Consider the following 21,854-nt stretch of genomic DNA (forward strand, 5'->3'; position numbering starts at 1 on the left):
TCAAAAACCCTGAAGGTTTGATAAAATAAGTCTTAAATAAGCCTTCAAACCGGCTGTTTTACAACATCATCGATATAAGCAGATTCACTAATAATCAATATCTATAAGTGTATCTGCTTATATTTTTTATTTATAAGTAATTATGCTTATATTTGCAGAATGATAGCGGTACTTACCGGAGACATTATAAATTCACAACACGCGGAAACAGAAGTTTGGATTACCAAGCTTAAAAATCTTCTCGAACAATGGGGAAGCGCACCTCAAACATGGGAAATCTACAGAGGCGATGAATTTCAGTTCAAATGTAATATCGATGAAGTTTTCTGGCGTTTCTTAGCCATAAAATCATTAATAAAAAGTCAGGAAAATTTAGATGTAAGAATTGCCATTGGTATTGGCGAAGAAAATTTTTCATCTGAAAAAATCACGGAATCCAACGGAACAGCATATGTACATTCCGGAAGATTGCTGAATGACTTAAAGAACGACGGACACACCGTTTCTATCAAAACCTCCAACGATTCTGTTGACAGAGACTTGAATATTTTACTGAAATGGTCTTCGAAAGACTTCGATAACTGGACGATGGCAACATCCGAAATCATCCACGAAATGATCATGAATAAAGATATCACGCAGGAAGATCTTGCGAAAAGATTTGCTATTTCACAATCATCTATAAGCCAGAGACTGAAACGTGCAAACTACGAGCTGATCGTGGAGACCAATCAATATTTTAAAAAGAAAATTTCAGAACTGTAAGCATGATTTTTACTAAACTCATATTGGCACATTTATTTGGAGACTTTATTCTCCAGCCAAATTCTTGGGTTGCAGAGAAAGAAAGCAAAAAACTGAAGAGCAAATATTTGTACCTTCATGTTTTGATTCACACGGTCTTAAGTTTTATTTTCCTTTGGGATCTACAACTTTGGTGGGTAGCGGTTTTGGTGGGAGTTTCTCATTTTATTATTGATGCTGCGAAACTGAGTTTTCAGACTGTTAAAAATAAGAAAAACTGGTTTTTCTTTGATCAGGCTCTTCATATTTTAGTAATTGCAGGAGTTTCTTTTTATTTTAATGAATTCAGTTTTGAATTTTTAAAAGATCAGGAAATTTTAAAAATAGTAATGGCAGCTTTGTTTTTAACGACACCTGCTTCAATTTTTATCAAAATATTATTGTCTTCATGGACGCCCGTTCCGGAGACTACAAATAACATACAAACCGAATCTTTATCAAGTGCCGGAAAATATATTGGAATTTTAGAACGTTTACTGGTATTCACTTTTATTTTGGTGAATCACTGGGAAGGCGTTGGTTTTATGGTGGCTGCAAAATCTGTTTTCAGATTCAGTGACTTAGCACAGGCCAAACAAAGAAAATTAACAGAATATGTATTAATCGGTACATTGTTGAGTTTTGGATTGGCAGTTTTAACAGGAATTTTAATTAAATAACTAAAAATAAATCTAGTAAGAAATGGAAAAGAAAGAAATGTTGTACGAAGGTAAAGCGAAACAAGTATTTGCTACCGATAATCCTGATCAAGTTGTAGTTCGTTTCAAGGACGATGCTACTGCATTTAACGCTCAAAAAAGAGGATCTGTTGATTTGAAAGGTGAAATGAACAATGCCATCACCACTCTTATTTTTGAATATTTAAATGAAAAAGGGATTAAGACTCATTTCATTAAGCAATTGGACGAAAGAGAACAATTGGTAAAAAAAGTATCTATTATTCCTTTGGAAATGGTGGTAAGAAACTATTCTGCAGGAAGTATGGCTCAAAGATTAGGAGTTGAAGAAGGAATTAAATCTCCTGTAACGATCTTCGATATCTGCTACAAGAAAGACGAGTTGGGAGATCCGCTTATCAACGATCACCACGCTGTTTTCTTAGGGGCTGCAACGTATGAAGAGCTTGATGAAATGTATGAATTAACTTCAGACATCAACGAAATTTTGATCGATCTTTTCGACAAAATGAACATCATCTTGGTTGATTTCAAAATCGAATTAGGAAAAACTTCTGACGGTGAAATCATCTTGGCAGACGAAATTTCTCCTGATACTTGCAGACTTTGGGACAAAGACACGATGAAGAAATTGGATAAAGACAGATTCAGAAGAGACTTAGGAGAAGTTACTGAGGCTTATGTTGAGATCTACAACAGATTGAAAACTTTACTTAACAAGTAAGATTTCAGATTTGAGACATCAGATGCTAGATTTTTAGCTCTGAAAAAATGATTTGTTATTTAACAAAAATAAATTTGAAGTTGGTTTTTAGTCTAAAATCTAATATCTGACTTCTGCTATCTATAATAGAAAAAATAGAAATGAAAAGTTTAGACATTCATAAAAGTGAATATTTAAAACAATTTGAAAATCAAACCTACGGAAGAAATCTTTTCAGAACGCAGGAAGAAGAAAGACTTGATGCTCCGAACGAGGAGTGCGGTATCTTCGGAATGTATTCTGATAACGATTTGGATACGTTTTCTCTTTCGCAGTTCGGGCTTTTTGCGCTACAGCACAGAGGTCAGGAAGCATGTGGTATTTCTGTTTTAAAGGACGGAAAAATCACCAATATGAAAGATGAAGGGTTGGTTTTAGATGTTTATAAAGAGATCCAGGATCCTGAAGCTTTTATGGGAAATTCTGCAATCGGACACACTCGTTATACGACTGCAGGAGACAAAAAGAAGTATAATTTTCAGCCATTTTTCGCGAAAAACGAATATGACCAGATTATTCTTTCTATAGCGCATAACGGTAATCTTACCAATGCAAAAGAATTAAAACACGAACTGGAAGCTGAAGGCGTAGTTTTCAGAGCAACTTCTGATTCTGAGGTTATTTTAAGATTAATTCAAAAAAATCTTGATCTAGGTCTTCGTGGAGCTATTAAAGCAACAATGGAGAAAATTGAAGGAGCCTATTCTGTTGTCGGAATGACGAGAAATAAATTTTTCGCATTCAGAGATTTCAACGGAATCAGACCTTTGGTTTTGGGAGCAATTAACGAAAATTCTTACGTTGTTGCTTCAGAATCTGTGGCTTTAGATGCTGTCGGAGCTCAATATGTACGTGATATTTTACCGGGAGAAATCATTTATACCAATGAAAATGAGCCCGGAAAATTGAATTCTTACATGGTAGATGAAGCAAAAGGAAAGCAAAGAATCTGTTCTTTTGAATATATTTATTTTGCAAGACCCGATTCTACATTAGAAAACATCAATGTCTACGAAATCAGAGAAAAATCTGGTGAAAAAATCTGGGAACAGGCTCCTGTAGAAGCAGATATCGTAATCGGAGTTCCTGATTCGGGAGTTCCTGCTGCGATTGGTTTTTCTAAGGCTTCCGGGATTCCTTTCCGTCCGGTTTTGATTAAAAACAGATATATCGGAAGAAGTTTCATCGTACCGACTCAGGAAATGAGAGAAAGGGTAGTGAACCTTAAACTGAACCCGATTATTTCTGAAATCAAAGGCAAAAGAGTAGTAATCATCGACGATTCAATCGTTCGTGGAACTACTTCTAAGAGATTGGTTAAGATTTTAAAAGAAGCAGGCGTGAAGGAAATTCACTTTAGAAGTGTTTCTCCGCCAATCATTGCACCTTGTTATTTGGGAATCGATACGCCGTCAAAAGACGATTTGATTTCTGCAAATATGACGACTGAAGAGCTTAGAGATTATTTGGGAGTAGATTCTTTAGAATTTTTAAGTACCGATAACTTAAAAGCAATTTTAGGATCTTCCAACCACTGTTTCGGATGTTTTACAGAAGAATATCCTGTAGCAAAAGGAGAAGAGGTAGAATTATTTAGTTAAAATTTTTAATTAAAATAAAAACGAAAGGTCAGGCTTAATTACTAAGTCTGACCTTTTCATTTGCAAATTAATTAGATATGATATGAATAAATGGGTAGTTAAAATTTATAATTTAATCCTAACTGGAATACTCTGTTGGTCGTATTATTTTTGTTTTCTTCTGCGATTCCGGAGTTGTTTGCAATGTGAGTTAAGCTGTTTACATATCTCGCGTTGATGCCTAAGTTCTTTGTGAAATAATATCCAAGACCAAGACCTAAACCAATATTAAACTTCTTAATATCATCCTTATTGACGCTTTGCGAATATGAAGTTGTCTGAGTCGTTGTTGCGTCTCCCGTTGTTGTTGTAATAGTGCTTTCGCCCTTATCTTTACCATCCAGTAAGTAGCTGAATTCCGGACCGGCTTCAATATAGAAATTATCGGTTGCCTTCATCTGAAGCATTAAGGGAACGGAAATATAATTTAAATAAACCTTTTCATCATTTACCATTTTTACAGTGGTACTTCCGGTTGTTACCTCAGAAACTGAAACAGCACTTCTTGCTCCTAATTGATTATATAGAACCTCAGGTTGAATCGCAAGCTTCTTAGAAAGAGGAATATTAACAAACGCACCGGCATTGAATCCTATTTTCTGATTCTTCACACTTAACTGCTGACTGTCAAAAGCTGCCGCATTTGCGCCTCCTTTGATACCAAATCTTACAGATTCTTTTTCTTTTTTCTCAATAGGAGCGGATGTTACTGTAGGTTTTGTTTCCTGAGCAAAGGTTAGAGTACCAGCAACTATTGCTAGTCCTAGAAATGACTTCTTCATAATTTTGTTTTTTAATTTTACGATGTCTTGCCTAATCGTTTAATCAGACTTACTGGTGTTTCGCAAATTACTTGCCAAAATTATTTATTTAGGGTGAAACCACTGTTAACAAAAGGATGCAAGCGTTAAAATAATTCAAATAAAATAGATTTATTTTAAATTTATTTAATAACAAACTTATTTTGGGTTTAAAATTTCAATCGATCCTGTTATTATGTTGCATTAAAATTTTAACAGTAATTTTAATGATGATTTTCAACCAACAAACAAAACAGCCGGATTTAGTAATAAATCCGGCTGTTTCTTATAAAATTATTTTTTTAAAACTTGTAAGCAACTCCTACTTGGAATACGCTGTTTCTAATTGCATCATCGTTATTATTCTCGATAATATCTGTAGCTCCAGCAACGAATCTTGCCGTCACTCCGAATCCTTGTGCGAAATAATATCCTGCTCCAAGACCTACACCAAAATCAAATCCTTTGTAGAAATCTTTCACATCCACAGAAACCGCCGTCGCCTTTAATCTTTCTGCTGATCGCAAAACTGAATTGTGGCCCTGCTTCCAGATACAATTCCGGAAGAATATTATACTGAAGCATTACCGGCACAGAAATGTAATCCAGATTTAATCTTACATCAGAAAAATCTTCGTTTTTTGCACCCACTCCGTTGTATAGAAGTTCAGGCTGTACGCTGAAAGAGCTTGCAACGGGGATATTAGCGAAGAATCCTCCATAGATTCCGGCTTTTGCTTTTGCGTCGTCAGAATTAATGGAAGATACGTTCAATCCGGCTTTAATACCGAATCTTACGGGTGAAGTTGAAGCTTTGGCTTTTTCTTGGGCAAATGCTAAAGAACTTGATGCAATTGCTAATCCTAACATTAGTTTTTTCATAGTTATTGTTTTTAAAGTTATTAATAAATAGTTTATTCGCGAGAATTGCAACAAATTTCTTGCCAATTTTTATTAATTGATGTAATGATTGACAAAAATTAGGTTGTAAATAAATCAAAATATCAATCAATCTTTATCAATAAGCCTTTAATAAAAAGAAAAAAGGTCGGACTTAAAAAATTAAGCCTGACCTTCTATTGAAATCAAAATTGTTTTTTTCTAAACCTTGAGCTGATTAGAATTTGTAAGCCAACCCTACTTGGAAAGTATTGTTTCTTACAGCATCAGAAACCGCTTGGTCTGTCTTTAGCAACATCTGTTACACCTGCAACATATCTTGCCGTAATACCGATATTATCTGTGAAATAATAACCTGCACCAAGACCGATACCTAAGTTAAAAGTGTTTAAACTATCCTTGTAATTATCTGATGTAGATGAATCACCGTTGGATTCGTTTTTAATTTTATTTTTTGCACTTACCATCAATCCGAATTCCGGACCTGCTTCTATATATAAATTAGGGATAAAGTTGTACTGAAACATTAATGGTACAGCAACATAATCTAAATGAGTAGCTGAAGAATATTTAGTACCTAATAAAGTATAGTCTGCTTTGCTACCATATTGAGTATAGATTACCTCCGGTTGGATACTGAAAGAGGTTGCAATTGGAATGTTTGCAAAAACACCTGCATTGAATCCGATTTTAGATTTTTGATCGTCTAGTGAACCGTCTTTTGATAAAGAAGAAACGTTCATTCCACCTTTGATACCGAATCTTACATCAGAAGAACTTCTGGTTGTAGTGGTCGTCGTAGTTGTCGTTGTTTGAGCGAATGCTAATGAACTTGCCGTTATTGCTATTCCTAAGATTAACTTTTTCATAACTTTAATTTTTTAATTTTTACTATTTTAAATTTTACTACTTGTCAATTTTTTCCGTTGACGGTGAGTATCTTTCAAATTGCTTGCCAAAAAACAAAATATGATAAAAGTCAATAAAAAATCCGCCTGAAAAACGAGCGGATTTTATTTTAATGCATTGATTTTTAATTATTTGAAAACTTAATTAAACGTTTGTTTATAAATATTCTAGATTAATAATTTTCTTAAATCCAATGAAATTTACCTCATTATTTGATGAAAATAATCTTATGCATTGTTTAATTTTCTATAAAAATCCAAAGATTGGGTAATATTTTTCAGGTTGCATTGATGATCAAAATTACAAGACCCAATTCCGGAAAGCAAAGAAAAGTTGATTTTGCTGTCGACATTCTTTTTATCATTTAATAATAAATCAAAAATATCTTCATCTTTAAAATCACTGATATCCAAGTAAGGATAGTACTTCTGGATATTTTCGATAATTAAATCTGAGTCTTCTTCCGAGATCAAACCTTCCAGATAAGCAAGATGCGCTTCAGAAATCATTCCCATTGCAACCGCTTCACCGTGAAGAATAGGATTTCCCTGACTTAAACATAAACTTTCAATCGCATGACCAATCGTATGCCCGAAATTCAAGGTTTTTCTGATATTTTTCTCATGAAAATCCTGCTCTACAACATTTTGTTTAATATCCATCGAAGTCTGAATATGAGGAATTACACTTTCTATATCTAATTTATGAATCTGAATTAAATTTTCCCAATGTGCTTTATCGGCAATCAAGCCGTGTTTTAGCATTTCTGCAAAACCGCTTCTCAATTCTTTAAAAGGAAGCGTTTCCAAAAATTTCGGATACACAAAAATCTTTTCAGGAAAGCTGAAAGTTCCCACCATATTTTTATAATGCATCAGATCAATTCCCGTTTTTCCTCCGATTGAAGCGTCACACATCGACAAAAGGGTAGTAGGAATATTAATAAACTCAATTCCTCTTTTATAAGTTGAAGATACAAAACCTCCCATATCCGTAATGACACCGCCACCAAGGTTGATTACCAAAGCCTTTCGGTCTGCTTTCATTTCTGTAAGAATTTCCCAAAGTTGGTTCGCCGTCTGAATATTTTTCATTTCTTCACCTGCTTCTACCTCCAAGATTTCAAAACCAAGATCTGTTTCCATGTTTCCTAAAAGAATAGGAAGACAATATTCATGGGTGTTTTCATCAACTAAAATAAAAATTTTGCTGAAAGATTTTTCGTGTAAAAAAGAGTTTAATTGCGAGAAATTATCGTCTACTAATGTTATCATTTTCTGTTTTCCTGTATATTTTAAATAAACTATATTGCAAAGTTATGATTCTTAATTTTTAACTCGTTACTAAATTAACTATCTTTGCACAAATATTTAGCATGAGCAGAGACAATAATTCAGGAAGACCAAAGAAACCAAGAAGTTCAACAAGAAATAATTCTGATGATTCTCGTGCTTCAAGATCAGGAAATTCTTCTGGTTCAAAACCTTTCAAAAAACCATTTCCAAAGGCTGGAGAGAGAAATTCTGATTCTAGGAAAAGCAGTGGCGACACAAGCTACCAAGCCAGAATGGAAAAGAAATACTCAAAAACTGAACAAGAGCCATTTATCAGCAGCCCAGGTGAAGAAAAAAAATCATTCGGAAAATCTGCTCCACAAAGAGGAGGAGTTAGAGATAAAAGCTTTAATACTAGAGATAAGTATGAAAGAGGCAGCTTAAAATACGGAAGAAGACCAGGAAGTGGAGATGACAGAAATCAAGATGGTGCAAAATCTTTCGTACAGAAAAGAAGACTGAATAAAATAGAAAAAGATATTCATAAAGACACGATCCGTCTTAATAAATACATCGCCAATTCAGGAATCTGCAGCAGAAGAGAAGCAGATGAAACTGATCACTCAAGGTTTGGTAGAAGTAAACGGAAAAGTGGTGAATGAAATGGGATATCAGGTTGAGAAAACAGATAAAGTAGTTTTCGACGGACAGAATATTACTCCGGAAAAACCAGTGTATGTACTTCTTAATAAGCCAAAAGGTTATATTTCTACAACGAAAGACGACAAAGCAAGAAAGACAGTAATGGATTTGGTGGCAAACGCTTCTCCTTACCGTGTTTTCCCTGTGGGAAGACTGGATCGTTCTACAACGGGAGTTATTCTTTTAACGAACGACGGACACATGACCAAAAAGCTGACGCACCCATCTTTTGACGCTAAAAAGATCTATCACGTAACATTAGATAAGAAATTAACCAATGAAGACATGAAACTGATCGTTGAAGGTATTCGTTTGGACGAAGGAGTAGCTATGGTAGATCAAATCTCTTATATCGAAGGAAAACCTAAAAATGAAGTAGGAATCGAGATCCATATCGGTTGGAATCGTGTGATCAGAAGAATTTTCCAGAGATTAGGATATGAAGTGGAAGCTTTAGACAGAGTAATGTTTGCGGGATTAACGAAGAAAAACATCAAAAGAGGACACTGGAGAATCCTTACAGATCTTGAAGTAAACAATCTTAAAATGCTTTAATCGGGATTCGACTTTCGGATTTTTAGAGCTAATTTTAAGTTAAAAAATAAAAAGACGTTGAATATTTTTCAACGTCTTTTTTTATGCAGTTTGTCATTCTGTGACGAAAGAAGAATCTATTAGCTTAATAAAGATTCTTCATTACGCTTCTGCTTCGTTCTGAATGACAGAGTAAATTTAAAAACTATCCTAAAACGGTCACGCCTTTCTGAATCATTTCGTAGATCGCGTCTCTTCCATTATCAGGTTTTACGTTGACAGCACGCGTTCCGTTAAAATGAAGACAAGTAACATACCCGCTTGCAACCGCATCTGTACACGTAAATTTTACACAATAATCCATTGCTAAACCTACAATTTCCAATAATTGGATATCGTGATATTTTAAGAAATCATCCAAACCGGTTTTCATAAAATGGTTGTTGTCCTGAAAACCGCTGTATGCATCAATTTCAGTATTTTTTCCTTTCTGGATAACGTGAGTTACTTTATCTCTATTTAAATCTTTATGAAATTCTGCCCCGAAAGTCCCCTGAACACAATGATCTGGCCACATAAACTGCGGAACACCATTCAGAATAATACTTTCGCCGACATTTCTGCCATTGTTGCTGGCAAAACTTTTATGATTTGCAGGATGCCAATCCTGAGTTAAAACAATTTGATCATACTCATTTTCTTCCATTAGAGCATTGATGTACGGAATCACTTCATTTGCACCCGGAACAGCCAATGCGCCACCTTCACAAAAATCATTCTGTACATCTACGATTATTAACGCTTTTTTCATAATTAAAATTCTCGAATTATTGATAAATTTACGAAAACTACCCTCAAAAATTTATCCAAAATTTAATTATCGGACAAATCGGCATTTAGATAAATAATTATTGACTCATATTTTATAGATATTAAACTGTTGTTCAATCGCAAAGACGCAAATTATAATTAGCATGCATATTATAAGACACAAGAATTTTATCTGGGATAAAATTGAAAACGTTTCAAACCAAGCTTTTGCTAAAAATCTTTGATTTTCTTGCGCCTTAAAACAGTATCGAGATTAAAAAAAATTGCGCCTTTGCGATTTTCCAACAAAAAAAATTATTTATTAAAGCTGAATATTTTTACTTAATAATTTAGCTAAATTTCAATAGCTTATCTTTGCAGTAAATTAAGTATTTTATGTCATTTGAATCGTTAGGATTATCACACAATATTATTCGTTCTGTCAACAAATTAGGTTATTTGAAGCCGTTTCCGATTCAGGAGCAGGCTGTTCCTGTTATTCTGCAGGGAAAAGATTTAATGGGAATTGCGGAGACAGGTTCCGGGAAAACGGCTTGTTTTGTGATGCCTATTTTAGAGAAATTACAAAATGCGGAAGTTAAGAAAGACCGTAATGTTCAGGTTTTAATATTGGTTCCTACGCGAGAATTGGCGATTCAGATTGATGAAGTTTTCAGAGCTTTTACAGAAAATTTAAAGCGTGAAATCCGTACAATGGCTGTCTATGGCGGTGTTTCTATCAATCCGCAGATGAAAGGAATGTTTGGCGTTGAAGTTCTTATCGCGACTCCGGGACGTTTATTGGATTTAATTGATCATAAGGCGTTGAGTATTTCAGGAATTAAGCATTTGGTGATTGATGAGGCGGATAAAATGTTTCAGTTAGGTTTTGGCGAAGAAATGAATAAGCTTTTCGCTTTGATGCCTGTTGCAAAGCAAACGACTTTGTTTTCAGCGACTTTAAATGATAAAGTTTCTGAAATGAAGGAACGTTTATCTCTCAATCCTGTAATGATTGAAATTAAAAAAGAAGAAGTTGAAATTGAGGATATCGAGCAATTGGCATATCACGTTTCTCCAGAAAATAAAGGTCCGTTTTTGCGTTATTTAATTAAAGAAAAAAAGGTTGAAAAAGCGTTGATCTTTGTTGCATCCACAAGATCAGCAGATAATCTGGTTGAAAAACTTAAAAAGAATAAAATAAAAGCAGTCGCAATTCACAGTCAGAAATCGCAGGGTGCAAGAAGAAATAATTTGGAAGAATTTAAAGTAAACGGCGCCCAGATCTTGGTTGCTACAGACTTAATCGGTCGTGGTATCCACATCGAATCGTTGCCTTGTGTTATCAATTACGAGTTGCCGCGTTCGCCTTTAGATTACATCCACCGTATCGGTAGAACGGGTCGTGCAGGTGAAAAAGGAACTGCGATCAGCATTCTGACGGACGACGAATTACAGCATTTCAGAGTGATTCAAAAGAAAATGGGAAAGAAGGTAACTTTACAAAGAACAGAAGATATTGATTTGCATGGTTATTAATGCATGAATTTAAATATAAAAGCTCCAATTTTAGTCGAATTGGAGCTTTTTTAATTTAAACTTAAAAGCACAATCTCTTAATTTTAATAATTCATTCATTTATTTACAAAACAGCAGTTTACAAAAGAATAAAAATCAAAGATTTTAAAAAACTAATGCGTTCTTATTTGCGGTTTAGTGATGATCTTAAAATATCTAATGTGTTATTCTTTTGTGACTTTTGCGGTTAAAATAAAAGTTTAAACAAGTCCGTTTAAAACTCTCGAATTTTTAATAAATTTACCCAAAACTAATATTCAAAAATTGTCTAGAATATAATATCGGACAAATCGGCATTTTATGAAAGAATTTACCATTGTTCGTGGATTATTTGATACCAGAAAACGATCATTAATCATCAACGAAAATTTTATAAAATTTGAAAATAAGGATCAGATTGATGATCTTTTTACTGTTATTAATAAAGAAGATATTGCCGGACTTCGCTACGGAATTCATTTTATCAACGGATACCGAATGACAATAGGAAGAGAATATCAAATTTTTATCAGAACGCATTCAAATAAAGAACTCAAGATATTTTTTAAACTTTTTTACGGAAGAAAATTAAACGAAAAACATCAGTTATACTGTGATATTATTGATGGATTGTGGGACAACTTTATCGACGATATGGTAGGTCATTATCTTGAAAAGTTTGATAAAAATGAAGAATTCAGCATTGCAGGAATTGATATTTTAAAGGATAGAATTAAATTTGATAAAAAAGAGATCTTATTTGAAGATTTAGAAATAAAAAAATACCGTCATCACTTTATGATTTTCTCAAAAGAAGATCATTATAAAAACAAAATGCTGTATTATTTAAAAGACAAAGACGCTGTCATTTTACTTAGCGTACTAACCAATATAATTAAAAATGAACAACTTAGAACAAAAGAGATTTCCGATAGGGCAGTTTGAAGCACCTGAAAATATCTGCGATATCAAACTCGATGAATATATTAAAGTAATCAGAGATTTTCCGGGAAAATTGAAAAATCTGATCGAAGATTTTAACGACGATCAACTCGACACCCAATACAGAGAAGGCGGCTGGACAGTGAGACAGGTTGTAAACCATCTTGCGGACAGTCATATCAATAGTTTTACGCGTTTTAAATTGGCTCTTACAGAAGATAATCCGACGATAAAACCTTATGATGAGGCAAAATGGGCAGAACTTCAGGACAGCTTGAATATGCCTATAAAACCAACCATGAGAATGCTTAAAGGAACGCATCAGAGATGGGCTGCTTTATTAAAAAGCATGACCAATAAGCACTTTGAAAGAACTTTTCATCATCCTGAACAAAATAAAAATTACGATCTTAGAACTTGTCTTGCATTGTATGTTTGGCATTGTAATCATCATTTTGCACACATCGAAAATCTGAAGAAAGAAAAAGGTTGGTAAAGAAAAGTCTCCATAATCGAATTTATTTTGAGGAAATCAAAAGCAGAATTTCTAATTTAACTAAAAATTCCCAAGCAAAATGGGGAAAAATGAATGTTGCTCAAATGTTGAGACACTGCAATTATGTACTTCAGGTTCCGTTGAAAAAAATAGAACTTCCCAGTGTTAATCATCTCTTTGAAGCGATAGGAATTCTTACCAAATGGGAAATGCAGATTTTTAATAACGGAATTCCCCGAAATATGCCTACTTTTCAAAAACTTATCGTTAATTTTGAATGTGATTTTGATGAAGAAAAACAAAGTCTTTTAAAAACACTTGATGAGTACTTGCAGAATTTAAAAAACGAAAACGTACCTGCGCGTCATGTTCTTTTTGGAAAAATGGACAAAAAAGACTGGGGTTTTCTGGAATACAAACATCTTAATCATCACTTAAAACAGTTTAGCGTATGAGTTTTTTTGATAAAATATTCGGAGGAAAAGAAGAGGCGAAGGAACAAAAATCATTTTGGAAAAAAATAGAATCCGAAGAAGATTTAAAGAAAGCTATTGACCATTCATTTCAAAATAAAATTGCAATATTCAAACATTCAACGAGTTGCTTCATCAGCAAAACGGTATTGAGAAATTTTGAAAAAGAAATAGAAAGCTTAGATGAAAAAGTAGAGTTATATTACTTAGATTTGTTGGCACACAGATCTATCTCCAATAAAATTGCAGATGATCTTGGAGTAACACACCAAAGCCCGCAATTAATCGTAATAGAAAACGGAAAGGCAATAAGCAACGCTTCACACCAAGATATATCGGCAGATCAAATTACACGATGAAAAATATTAACAATTATTTAGCCAAAGTTTTAGATGTTCCCTTAGAAAAGGTCAACATGTGCAGTCTGCATTATGAAATGAAAAAGGTTCCGAAAAACCAGTTTATTTTACAATATGGTGAAGTCTGCAGATACATTTATTTTGTCGAAAAAGGGCTTTTAAAAATGTATTCTATCGACAAAAACGGGAAGGAGCACATCATTCAGTTTGCTCCCGAAAGTTGGCTGACTTCCGATCGAAGCAGTCTTTATTTCCACGAAAAATCAATTTATTATATTGAAGCGGTTGAAGATTCTGAGGTGCTTTTGCTACACCCGGATTTTATTAATAAATTGATCGGAGAATTTCCGACCAGTCTTGAGAAAAGTGATATTTTACTTCAAAAACATATTAAAAGTCTTCAGGACAGAATCAATTCTTTATTAGGCGAAACCGCAGAAGAAAGATACATGAAATTCATTAAAATGTATCCCGATTTGTTGTTGAGAGTTCCGCAATGGATGATCGCTTCTTATCTGGGAATCACTCCTGAAAGTTTAAGCCGAGTGAGAAAAGAATTAGCTAGAAAAAACTTTGTTCCGGATAGTAAATAAACTGATTTTATAATATAGATTAACCACAATATTTGTCATTCCGTAGGAATCTAAGCAATTTACGTTTAAAAAATTTAGCAGAAATTCCTACGAAATGACAAACTTAATTATTAAAGTACAGTCCAAACTTTATCATTAAATCTTATAAACTCTTTTCGCCAAATTCCCAACCTGCCTTAGTTTCGACTGTGTTTCTTCATTCCATGGCAAACCAAAACAAAGTCTCATACAATTTTCATATTGATTTTGAAGCGTAAACATTCTTCCGGGAGCGATACTTATGTTTTCTTTAATCGCCAAATCGTACAATTCTGTTGTTTTAATGTTTTTATCAAATTCTACCCAAAGAGATAATCCGCCTTGTGGACGGCTTGTTTTTGTGCCTTCAGGAAAAGATTCTGCAATGGTATGAACGTAATTCTGATAATTATTCTGCAAAGATTTTCTCATCTGCTGAAGATGTTTTTCATAGCCGTTTTTCATAAAATTGGCAACGGTTTCATTCACAATGGAAATCGATGAAGTAGAGTGGAGGAGTTTTAATTTTAAAATTTTATCCTTATATTTTCCGGGAGCAATCCAGCCGACGCGATAACCGGGAGCCAATGTTTTTGAAATCGAACTGCAATACAAAACATTTCCTTCTTTATCAAAAGATTTGCAGCATTTCGGACGGTTTGAACCAAAATAAAGATCGCCGTAAACATCGTCCTCAATCAAAGGAATATTGTTTTCTGACAAAATTTTCACGACTTCTTTTTTATTTTCATCCGACATCAGGCTTCCCAAAGGCGCATTGTAATTCGGAATTAAAAGACAGAGATTAATCTTTGGAATTACTTTTTTTAAAGCTTCAATTTCAATTCCCGTTGTAGGGTGAGTCGGAAGTTCCAACACTTTCAATCCTAAACCATTTGCCAACTGCAAAATCCCCGGATAACACGGACTTTCAATGGCAATCGTATCACCGGGTTTCCCCAAAGCCATTAAACAAAACGACAACGCATTCATTCCTCCGTTTGTAGTAATTAAGTCATTTTCGTGAAAATTTCCGCCCCATTGCAGAGATCTCAATGCGATCATTCTTCGAAGCTTCAAATTCCCCTGAATTTCTTCGTATTCTGTTCCGCCTTCTTTCAAAGTTCGGGTCGCATTGATGATCTCTTTTTTAAGTTTTGCTTGTGGTAGAAGATCTCCAGAAGGAATTCCGATGGAAAAAATCGTTATGTCTTTTTTGCCGATATTCTCATATACTTTATTAATCAGTTCATCCGGTTCGTCATTATTGGCGATTAATGAGGGTTTACTTACTTCAGATAAAGGCAGTTTTACCGAAAGAATATTGCTCACAAAATAACCTGACTGCGGTTTTGAATCCACCAAAGACTGCGATTCCAATTCAAGGAAAACACGTTTTGCGGTGTTCATACTGATGTGGTGATCTGTGCATAATTTCCTTACAGAAGGCAGTTTGTCACCTGTTTTTAATATTCCTTTTCGGATTTGTGAGGCAATTCCGTTGGCTATTTCCGTATATAAATATTCTTTGTTCATTTTTACAACTGTACTCATGCAAATATACAAAACTGAGACTGTGTTTATTTATTGAATCTTAATAATTTTGAAACATTAAATAAGACTTACAAAAATGACAACAAATACAATATCAAAAGATCAGGCTTTACAGGGATGGATCAACGGTTTTATCGGAGTTTTGCTTTTCAGCGGCTCAATGCCTGCAACAAAATTGGCGGTAATGGAGATGAGTCCGATTTTCGTTACCATTGCAAGAGCCGGAATTGCCGGAGTTTTGGCGCTCATTGTTTTATTGATTTTTAAAGAAAAACGTCCTGCGAAAGATCAGATTTTCCCGTTATTTTTGGTTTCTATTGGTTGTGTGATAGGATTTCCTTTGCTTTCTGCATTGGCTTTGCAGCATTTAACTTCGGCACATTCTATTGTGTTTTTAGGGATGTTGCCATTAATGACGGCTTTATTCGGCGTTTTTCGTGGCGGTGAAAGACCACATCCGATATTTTGGTTTTTCTCAATTATCGGAAGCTTATTGGTCATTGGATATGCCGTTTCACAAGGGATTTCCGCTTCTCCGATAGGCGATATTCTGATGTTACTGGCTGTGATTTTATGCGGAATGGGCTATGCAGAAGGCGCGAAATTATCGAAAACGTTGGGAGGATGGCAAGTTATTTCCTGGGCTTTGGTTTTGGCTTTACCATTAATGCTGCCTTTATTTTTTATTTATTTCCCGGGAAATATTGAAACGGTGAGTTTTCAGGGTTGGTTTGGATTGGGATATATCTCCTTGTTCAGTATGTTTATTGGTTTTATATTTTGGTATAAAGGGTTGGCGCAAGGCGGAATCACAACAGTCGGACAATTACAGCTTTTACAGCCATTTTTCGGATTGGGCTTGGCTGCGTATTTTCTTCATGAGCAAGTAAGTATGGGAATGTTGGGTGTGACAATTGGAGTTATTCTTTGTGTTGCAGGAACGAAGAAATTTGCCAAATAATATACATCAACGAAATGTTTTTAACAAATATTATCCAGAACTTAGGTTATTTATATAAAAAATTAAAAGCATTTATTCAGTTTAACGAAATTTTTATTTTAGGCTAAATTTATTTTCAATTTAATTATAATAATTTTAAAATATTAAAAATTATTATGAAATAATCATATTTAATTATCAAAAACAAAATATAGGCTTGATATTTGCATTCAAAAAGTAAGACTACAATTTATTTCTACTAAAATGCTTAAACTTTAATAGAAAAATAAAAATAGTTGCCTGTTAAAGAATAGATTTTACATCGAATAGAAATAATATAAGCGGTTGCAGATTTGGGAATCCTAAAATTTTTGTATTATTTTTTACAATATAAGATTTATGGTCTTTTTTTTGTAAAGAATTTTAAGAAAAAACTTAGATATGAAAACCATAAGCTGCATGAACATTGATTCTGAAACTCTGTATTCGTTCGGGGCAGAAGACAAGAATTATAAAACCGGAGATACGATTTACAGAGAGGGAGACAATGCGCTTTATTATTATCAGATTGTAACGGGAAAGGTAAAACAGAACAACTACAATGAAGAAGGGAAAGAATTCATTCATAATATTTTAGGAGAAAAACAGAGCTTTGGAGAGCCAATGATTTTTTTGGAAAAATTTTACGTTATGAATGCGGTTTGTTTATCTCCAGTTGAAATTATCAGACTTCCCAAAAACAATTTTATCGAGCTTTTAGAGAAAAATCCGAAACTTTCTATGGAGCTGAATGCTTGTTTATCACAAAGGCTTTACTTTAAGGCAATTATGTTGCAAAGCATGTCTTCTCAAAATCCTATTTTACGATTAAAAGGTCTTTTAGATTATCTAAAAAGCTATCACGATGGAGATTGTGAACATTGTTTTCATATCGCATTTACCCGACAACAATTGGCAAATCTTATAGGTTTGCGCGTAGAAACAGTCATTAGAACTTTAAAAAAGATGGAAAAACAAGGAAATCTTAAGATAGATAACCGTAAAATTCTGTACTGATATTTCTTATGACTCAGGTCATAGAAAATAAAATCTTTTACACGTAAATTTAATGAATGGCTATTTTTTAGAATGATTTTAAATATCTAAAAATTAGAACAATACGAAAGCAAAATTACTTTTGATAAATAAGAGTAATTAATAAAATCAAGTCAGGTAGAGTTCTCTATGTGGCTTTTTCAAAGTAAAATACCCAAACACACCACTTAAAATATTAAAATTATGGAATTTCAAAAAAATCTTTTAGAATACATCAGTCAGTCTTTGATGACGACAGGTGAAACTATTTCGGTCGTAGAAAGTGTAACTTCAGGCTGTTTACAGCTGGCTTTTTCGCAAATGCCGAACGCTTCTCTTTTTTATAAAGGTGGAATGACCGCATATACATTACCCGAAAAAGTAAGATTATTAAATATCGACAAAGTAGAAGCGGAAGACTGTGATTGTGTTTCAGAAAACATTGCTGAAACGATGGCTTTGCATGTTGCCAAGCTTTTTGAAACCGACTGGTCAATCGCTACAACCGGCTACTGTACGCCGATTCGTAATTCATCCTATAAAATTTTCGCCTTTTTCTCTTTTGCTTATAAAGGTGAAATTATTTTAACAAAAAAGCTGGAGCTGCATCCCAAAACTCAAGCTTTGAACGCCCAATTGTATTACACAGAATTTATTTTAGGTTGTTTTAAAAGTGAAATTAATCAGGCATTAATTTTAAAATAAAAATCTGAATATCAAAAATAATTTTAATTATGGGTGAATTAAAGTTAAAAAACAAATCAGTTCTCATCACCGGAGCCGACAGCGGAATTGGTAAGGCTGTTGCTTTGCTTTTTGCAAAAGAAGGCGCTAATATTGCCATCATTTATCATTCAAACACTGAAGATGCTGAAAAAGCAAAATCGGCAATTGAAAATCTAGGAAGAAAATCTCTTATTTTCAAAGGTGATATTAATGATTATGAATTTTGTAAAAAAACGGTAGAAAAAGTAGTTTCAGAATTTCACGGGATTGATATTCTGATCAACAACGCGGGAGTTCAGTTTCCCTCTGAAAATATTGAAGATCTTGAAGAAGAAAACATCAGAAAGACCTTCGATTCTAATATTATAGGGATGATCTTGTTGACAAAAGTTGTTTTTCCTTATTTAAAAGAGGGAAATTCTGTGATTAATACGACATCTGCCGTCGCGTATCAAGGACATCCGGAATTGCTGGATTATTCTGCAACAAAAGGTGCGATTGTTTCTTTTACCCGTTCTTTAGCTTTACAGGCAAAACTAAAAGGAATTCGTGTCAATGCTGTTGCTCCAGGTCCTGTAGCAACTCCTTTAACGGAGAAAACTTTCGGAGAGGAGGAAGAAGACGAAAAGAAGCCACCTTTGGAAAGAAATGCTTCTCCTGAAGAAATTGCGACGAGTTTCTTGTTTTTGGCAAGCGATGATGCAGCTCAGATCACAGGACAAATTCTTCATCCAAACGGCGGATTGATCGTCAATGGATAAAATAATTTCAATTAAAATATTCGAATTAGTTTCATAGAACTAAGCAAACCCATACATTTTGTGTGGGTTATTTTGTTTATATTTAATTCAGAATTTCTTCAGAATTGGTGTATAATTTAGCAAAATGAAAATCCTGATCATAGAAGACGAACCGGAACTGGCGAAAAGTATTGCAGAATATCTTTCGGAAGAAAATTATTTGTGCGAATTTGCATTCACTTTCGCTGATGCCATGAACAAGATTGAAACATTTCAATACGACTGTATTATTCTGGACATCATGCTTCCCGACGGAAACGGACTCAAAATCCTGGAAGAATTAAAGAACCAAAATAAGCAGGACGGAGTAATCATTGTCTCAGCAAAAAACGCATTGGACGATAGAATTTACGGACTAAAAATGGGAGCGGATGATTATCTGACGAAACCCTTTCATCTTTCAGAATTAATGGCAAGAATTTATTCTATTATTCGCAGAAAACAGTTTAATAACTCAAATACAATCAAGCAAAACGAATTGGAAATTGATCTATTGGCGAAAACAGTTTCTATCAATAATCAGGCTATTATTTTAACAAAAAAAGAATTTGATCTTTTAATATATTTTATCGGAAACAAAAATAAAGTGATCTCAAAAAGTACTTTGGCAGAACATCTTTCAGGAGATTTTGCCGATATGCTCGACAATCACGATTTCGTGTATGCTCATGTGAAAAATTTAAAGAAAAAGCTTTATGACGCCGGTTGTGAACATTATCTGAAGACGGTGTATGGAACAGGGTATAAGTGGATTTCGTACTAATGATGAATTATAAATTATGATTTATGAATGAGAAAAAAAACGTTTTAAAAGATAAGAGCTTTGATTTTTCAATTAGAATTGTAAATCTTTATAAATATCTAACATCTACAAAAAATGAATATGTTTTAAGCAAACAATTATTAAGAAGTGGAACGGCGGTTGGAGCCTTAATTCGTGAAGCTCAAAATGCTGAAAGTAAAGCTGATTTCATTCATAAACTTGCCATTGCACAAAAAGAATGTGATGAAAGTATTTATTGGATAGAATTACTTTTTCATACAGAATATTTATCAAATTTAGAATATGAAAATATAAATAATGATGCCGTAGAAATATTAAAAATAGTTAGAAGCATCATTATTACAACAAAAGCAAACAGCAAGAAATCATAACTCATAACTTATAATTCATAATTAAATTTGAAGCCTCTATTAAGCAAGACCACAAAACCCTTCCTCATCTATGTCCTGATTATTCTGGTCATAAGTATTCCCGTTTATTATTGGGTGGTCGATACGATCTGGAAAGGGGAATTGGACGACCATAATAAGACGGTTGCAGAAAAAACAGCGTACGAATTTAATCATCTGAAGCTTTCGGATCAGGAATTGAAAAAAAGTATTGAACTGTGGAATCATATTCAGCCGGAAACCAATATGGAAGAAATTCCGGTAAACAGCTTAAAAAGAGATATATACACAACCATCGAGAAGTCCAAAAGCTTTTCTGATAAGTCAGAAATTGAACGTTACAGATGTCTGAAAACGGTTATTTACATCAATAGCAAGCCTTATCTTTTCACGATTCAGACCAATATTGAAGAATCTCAGGAAACCATTGCTGTCATTGCTGTTACAACAGCTTTCTTCTTTATAATGATCGTTTTGGGACTTTTATTTTTAAACAGAAGACTTTCTGCAACCATCTGGAAACCTTTCCGAAATACGCTGGAACAGCTTAAAAATTTTAACCTTAACCATCAAAGCAATATTGAGTTTGAAAAAACAGATACCACAGAATTTGAAGAACTCCATCTGTCTTTAAATAAGCTGATAGAACAGAATATCTCAGTCTATAAAACGCAAAAAGAATTCACGGAAAATGCTTCTCACGAACTGCAGACTCCGTTAGCAATTATTAAACATAAGCTTGATCTTTTACTTCAAAATGAGGATGTTACGGAAAAACAATATCATATTGTAGAAGATATTAATAAAGCTTTAACCAGAAGCTCAAGAATTAATAAAAATCTATTATTGCTTGCAAAAATTGAAAACAGTCAGTTTGATAATTCTGAAAAAATTCAGCTCGATGTGTTAGTGCGACAAAGTATTGAATTGTTGGAAGAACATTTTCAGCAGAAGAATATTTTCCTAAAATCCTACATTCTTCCGGAAGTTTATGTGAATGGAAATTCAGGTTTGACGGAAGTTTTAATTAATAATTTATTGATTAACGCGATTCGTCATACTTCGGAAGATGCTTCAATTTTTGTAGAACTTACAGAAAAATCACTTAAAATTTCTAATTCCGGAACAAATGAACTTGATAAAAATCTTTTATTCAAGAGGTTTTCAAGAAATTCGGCTGACAATAATGGAAGTGGTTTAGGATTAGCCATTATCAAAGAAATCTGTAAGTTCCAAAACTGGACGATTGATTATAGATTCGAAAATAATAACCATATTTTTATCATTAATCTTTAAACTTAAATTTTTAATAGATTCTTTGCCTATTTAGGTGCTT

At 33.7% G+C, this 21,854-nt stretch carries 21 protein-coding genes and 3 pseudogenes; 18 read left to right on the forward strand and 6 right to left on the reverse strand.

The genetic code is table 11. The features are described from left to right. Positions 1–159 precede the first annotated feature (159 nt). The 4 genes from J3D55_RS13235 (at position 160) to purF (ending at position 3,845) form a co-directional block, all read left to right on the forward strand. Positions 160–765 (forward strand): SatD family protein, encoded by a 606-nt coding sequence (locus J3D55_RS13235; protein WP_047402038.1) that lies wholly within the window; start codon positions 160–162, stop codon positions 763–765. A 2-nt stretch (positions 766–767) separates the two neighbouring features. Beyond that, a complete protein-coding gene (locus J3D55_RS13240) occupies positions 768–1,463 on the forward strand; it encodes a DUF3307 domain-containing protein (RefSeq protein ID WP_259131771.1) in 696 nt (231 codons plus the stop codon). A gap of 22 nt (positions 1,464–1,485) precedes the next feature. Continuing rightward, positions 1,486–2,205 (forward strand): phosphoribosylaminoimidazolesuccinocarboxamide synthase, encoded by a 720-nt coding sequence (gene purC / locus J3D55_RS13245; protein ID WP_047444050.1) that lies wholly within the window; start codon positions 1,486–1,488, stop codon positions 2,203–2,205. Positions 2,206–2,345: 140 nt separating this feature from the next. Next, a complete protein-coding gene (purF, locus tag J3D55_RS13250) occupies positions 2,346–3,845 on the forward strand; it encodes an amidophosphoribosyltransferase (protein ID WP_259131775.1) in 1,500 nt (499 codons plus the stop codon). A 98-nt stretch (positions 3,846–3,943) separates the two neighbouring features. Here the strand turns inward: purF and J3D55_RS13255 are convergent, their stop codons facing one another. The 4 genes and pseudogenes from J3D55_RS13255 to aroB all read right to left on the reverse strand — a co-directional run bounded on the left by J3D55_RS13255 (position 3,944) and on the right by aroB (position 7,767). Next, positions 3,944–4,666, reverse strand: coding sequence for a porin family protein (locus J3D55_RS13255; RefSeq protein WP_259131776.1), 723 nt, complete (start codon positions 4,664–4,666; stop codon positions 3,944–3,946). A 320-nt stretch (positions 4,667–4,986) separates the two neighbouring features. Continuing rightward, positions 4,987–5,566, reverse strand: a pseudogene (locus J3D55_RS13260) (porin family protein). Between the two features lie 235 nt (positions 5,567–5,801). After that, a pseudogene (locus tag J3D55_RS13265) lies at positions 5,802–6,453 on the reverse strand (porin family protein). A gap of 267 nt (positions 6,454–6,720) precedes the next feature. Further along, a complete protein-coding gene (gene aroB, locus J3D55_RS13270; protein ID WP_259131779.1) occupies positions 6,721–7,767 on the reverse strand; it encodes a 3-dehydroquinate synthase in 1,047 nt (348 codons plus the stop codon). A gap of 101 nt (positions 7,768–7,868) precedes the next feature. Between aroB and J3D55_RS13275 the strand changes: the two are divergent. Continuing rightward, a pseudogene (locus J3D55_RS13275) lies at positions 7,869–9,024 on the forward strand (pseudouridine synthase). 184 nt (positions 9,025–9,208) lie between these two features. Here the strand turns inward: J3D55_RS13275 and pncA are convergent. After that, complete coding sequence (gene pncA / locus J3D55_RS13280; RefSeq protein WP_259131781.1) at positions 9,209–9,814, reverse strand: bifunctional nicotinamidase/pyrazinamidase; 606 nt, start codon at positions 9,812–9,814, stop codon at positions 9,209–9,211. A 395-nt stretch (positions 9,815–10,209) separates the two neighbouring features. Here pncA and J3D55_RS13285 point away from each other — a divergent pair, with 395 nt between their 5' ends. From J3D55_RS13285 to J3D55_RS13310, 6 genes are all read left to right on the forward strand, one after another. Next, positions 10,210–11,352, forward strand: coding sequence for a DEAD/DEAH box helicase (locus tag J3D55_RS13285; RefSeq protein WP_259131783.1), 1,143 nt, complete (start codon positions 10,210–10,212; stop codon positions 11,350–11,352). A 339-nt stretch (positions 11,353–11,691) separates the two neighbouring features. Continuing rightward, positions 11,692–12,315 carry a hypothetical protein gene (locus tag J3D55_RS13290; RefSeq protein WP_259131785.1) on the forward strand — a complete coding sequence of 208 codons (624 nt, stop codon included), beginning with the start codon at positions 11,692–11,694 and terminating at the stop codon, positions 12,313–12,315. After that, positions 12,272–12,808 (forward strand): YfiT family bacillithiol transferase, encoded by a 537-nt coding sequence (locus J3D55_RS13295; protein ID WP_259131786.1) that lies wholly within the window; start codon positions 12,272–12,274, stop codon positions 12,806–12,808. Before J3D55_RS13290 ends, J3D55_RS13295 begins: the two co-directional genes overlap by 44 nt. Continuing rightward, entirely contained in the window at positions 12,802–13,263 is a 462-nt protein-coding gene (locus J3D55_RS13300; protein WP_259131788.1) for a DUF1569 domain-containing protein, read from the forward strand. The genes J3D55_RS13295 and J3D55_RS13300 overlap by 7 nt, the downstream gene beginning before the upstream one ends. Beyond that, the gene (gene ytxJ, locus J3D55_RS13305) at positions 13,260–13,640 is read left to right on the forward strand and encodes a bacillithiol system redox-active protein YtxJ (RefSeq protein WP_259131790.1); all 381 of its coding nucleotides are present in this window, start codon (positions 13,260–13,262) and stop codon (positions 13,638–13,640) included. Before J3D55_RS13300 ends, ytxJ begins: the two co-directional genes overlap by 4 nt. Then, positions 13,637–14,233 (forward strand): Crp/Fnr family transcriptional regulator, encoded by a 597-nt coding sequence (locus J3D55_RS13310; RefSeq protein ID WP_259131793.1) that lies wholly within the window; start codon positions 13,637–13,639, stop codon positions 14,231–14,233. The genes ytxJ and J3D55_RS13310 overlap by 4 nt, the downstream gene beginning before the upstream one ends. A gap of 135 nt (positions 14,234–14,368) precedes the next feature. Here J3D55_RS13310 and J3D55_RS13315 read toward each other — a convergent pair whose 3' ends face one another. Then, positions 14,369–15,787 (reverse strand): aminotransferase-like domain-containing protein, encoded by a 1,419-nt coding sequence (locus tag J3D55_RS13315; protein WP_259131794.1) that lies wholly within the window; start codon positions 15,785–15,787, stop codon positions 14,369–14,371. 94 nt (positions 15,788–15,881) lie between these two features. Here J3D55_RS13315 and J3D55_RS13320 point away from each other — a divergent pair, with 94 nt between their 5' ends. The 7 genes from J3D55_RS13320 (at position 15,882) to J3D55_RS13350 (ending at position 21,814) form a co-directional block, all read left to right on the forward strand. Next, positions 15,882–16,766 carry a DMT family transporter gene (locus J3D55_RS13320; protein ID WP_259131796.1) on the forward strand — a complete coding sequence of 295 codons (885 nt, stop codon included), beginning with the start codon at positions 15,882–15,884 and terminating at the stop codon, positions 16,764–16,766. 420 nt (positions 16,767–17,186) lie between these two features. Continuing rightward, positions 17,187–17,801: a Crp/Fnr family transcriptional regulator gene (locus tag J3D55_RS13325; protein ID WP_259131798.1), complete on the forward strand. Its 615-nt coding sequence runs from the start codon at positions 17,187–17,189 to the stop codon at positions 17,799–17,801. 222 nt (positions 17,802–18,023) lie between these two features. Further along, complete coding sequence (locus J3D55_RS13330) at positions 18,024–18,524, forward strand: CinA family protein (protein WP_259131801.1); 501 nt, start codon at positions 18,024–18,026, stop codon at positions 18,522–18,524. Positions 18,525–18,553: 29 nt separating this feature from the next. Next, positions 18,554–19,306, forward strand: a complete 753-nt coding sequence (locus tag J3D55_RS13335; protein ID WP_259131803.1) for an SDR family oxidoreductase — start codon at positions 18,554–18,556, stop codon at positions 19,304–19,306. A 124-nt stretch (positions 19,307–19,430) separates the two neighbouring features. Further along, a complete protein-coding gene (locus J3D55_RS13340; RefSeq protein ID WP_259131805.1) occupies positions 19,431–20,108 on the forward strand; it encodes a response regulator transcription factor in 678 nt (225 codons plus the stop codon). 23 nt (positions 20,109–20,131) lie between these two features. Further along, positions 20,132–20,500 carry a four helix bundle protein gene (locus J3D55_RS13345; RefSeq protein ID WP_259131807.1) on the forward strand — a complete coding sequence of 123 codons (369 nt, stop codon included), beginning with the start codon at positions 20,132–20,134 and terminating at the stop codon, positions 20,498–20,500. Positions 20,501–20,527: 27 nt separating this feature from the next. Next, positions 20,528–21,814: a sensor histidine kinase gene (locus J3D55_RS13350; RefSeq protein WP_259131809.1), complete on the forward strand. Its 1,287-nt coding sequence runs from the start codon at positions 20,528–20,530 to the stop codon at positions 21,812–21,814. Positions 21,815–21,854 lie beyond the last annotated feature (40 nt).

It is taken from the genome of Chryseobacterium ginsenosidimutans (assembly GCF_024807225.1).
Classification (GTDB): domain Bacteria; phylum Bacteroidota; class Bacteroidia; order Flavobacteriales; family Weeksellaceae; genus Chryseobacterium; species Chryseobacterium ginsenosidimutans.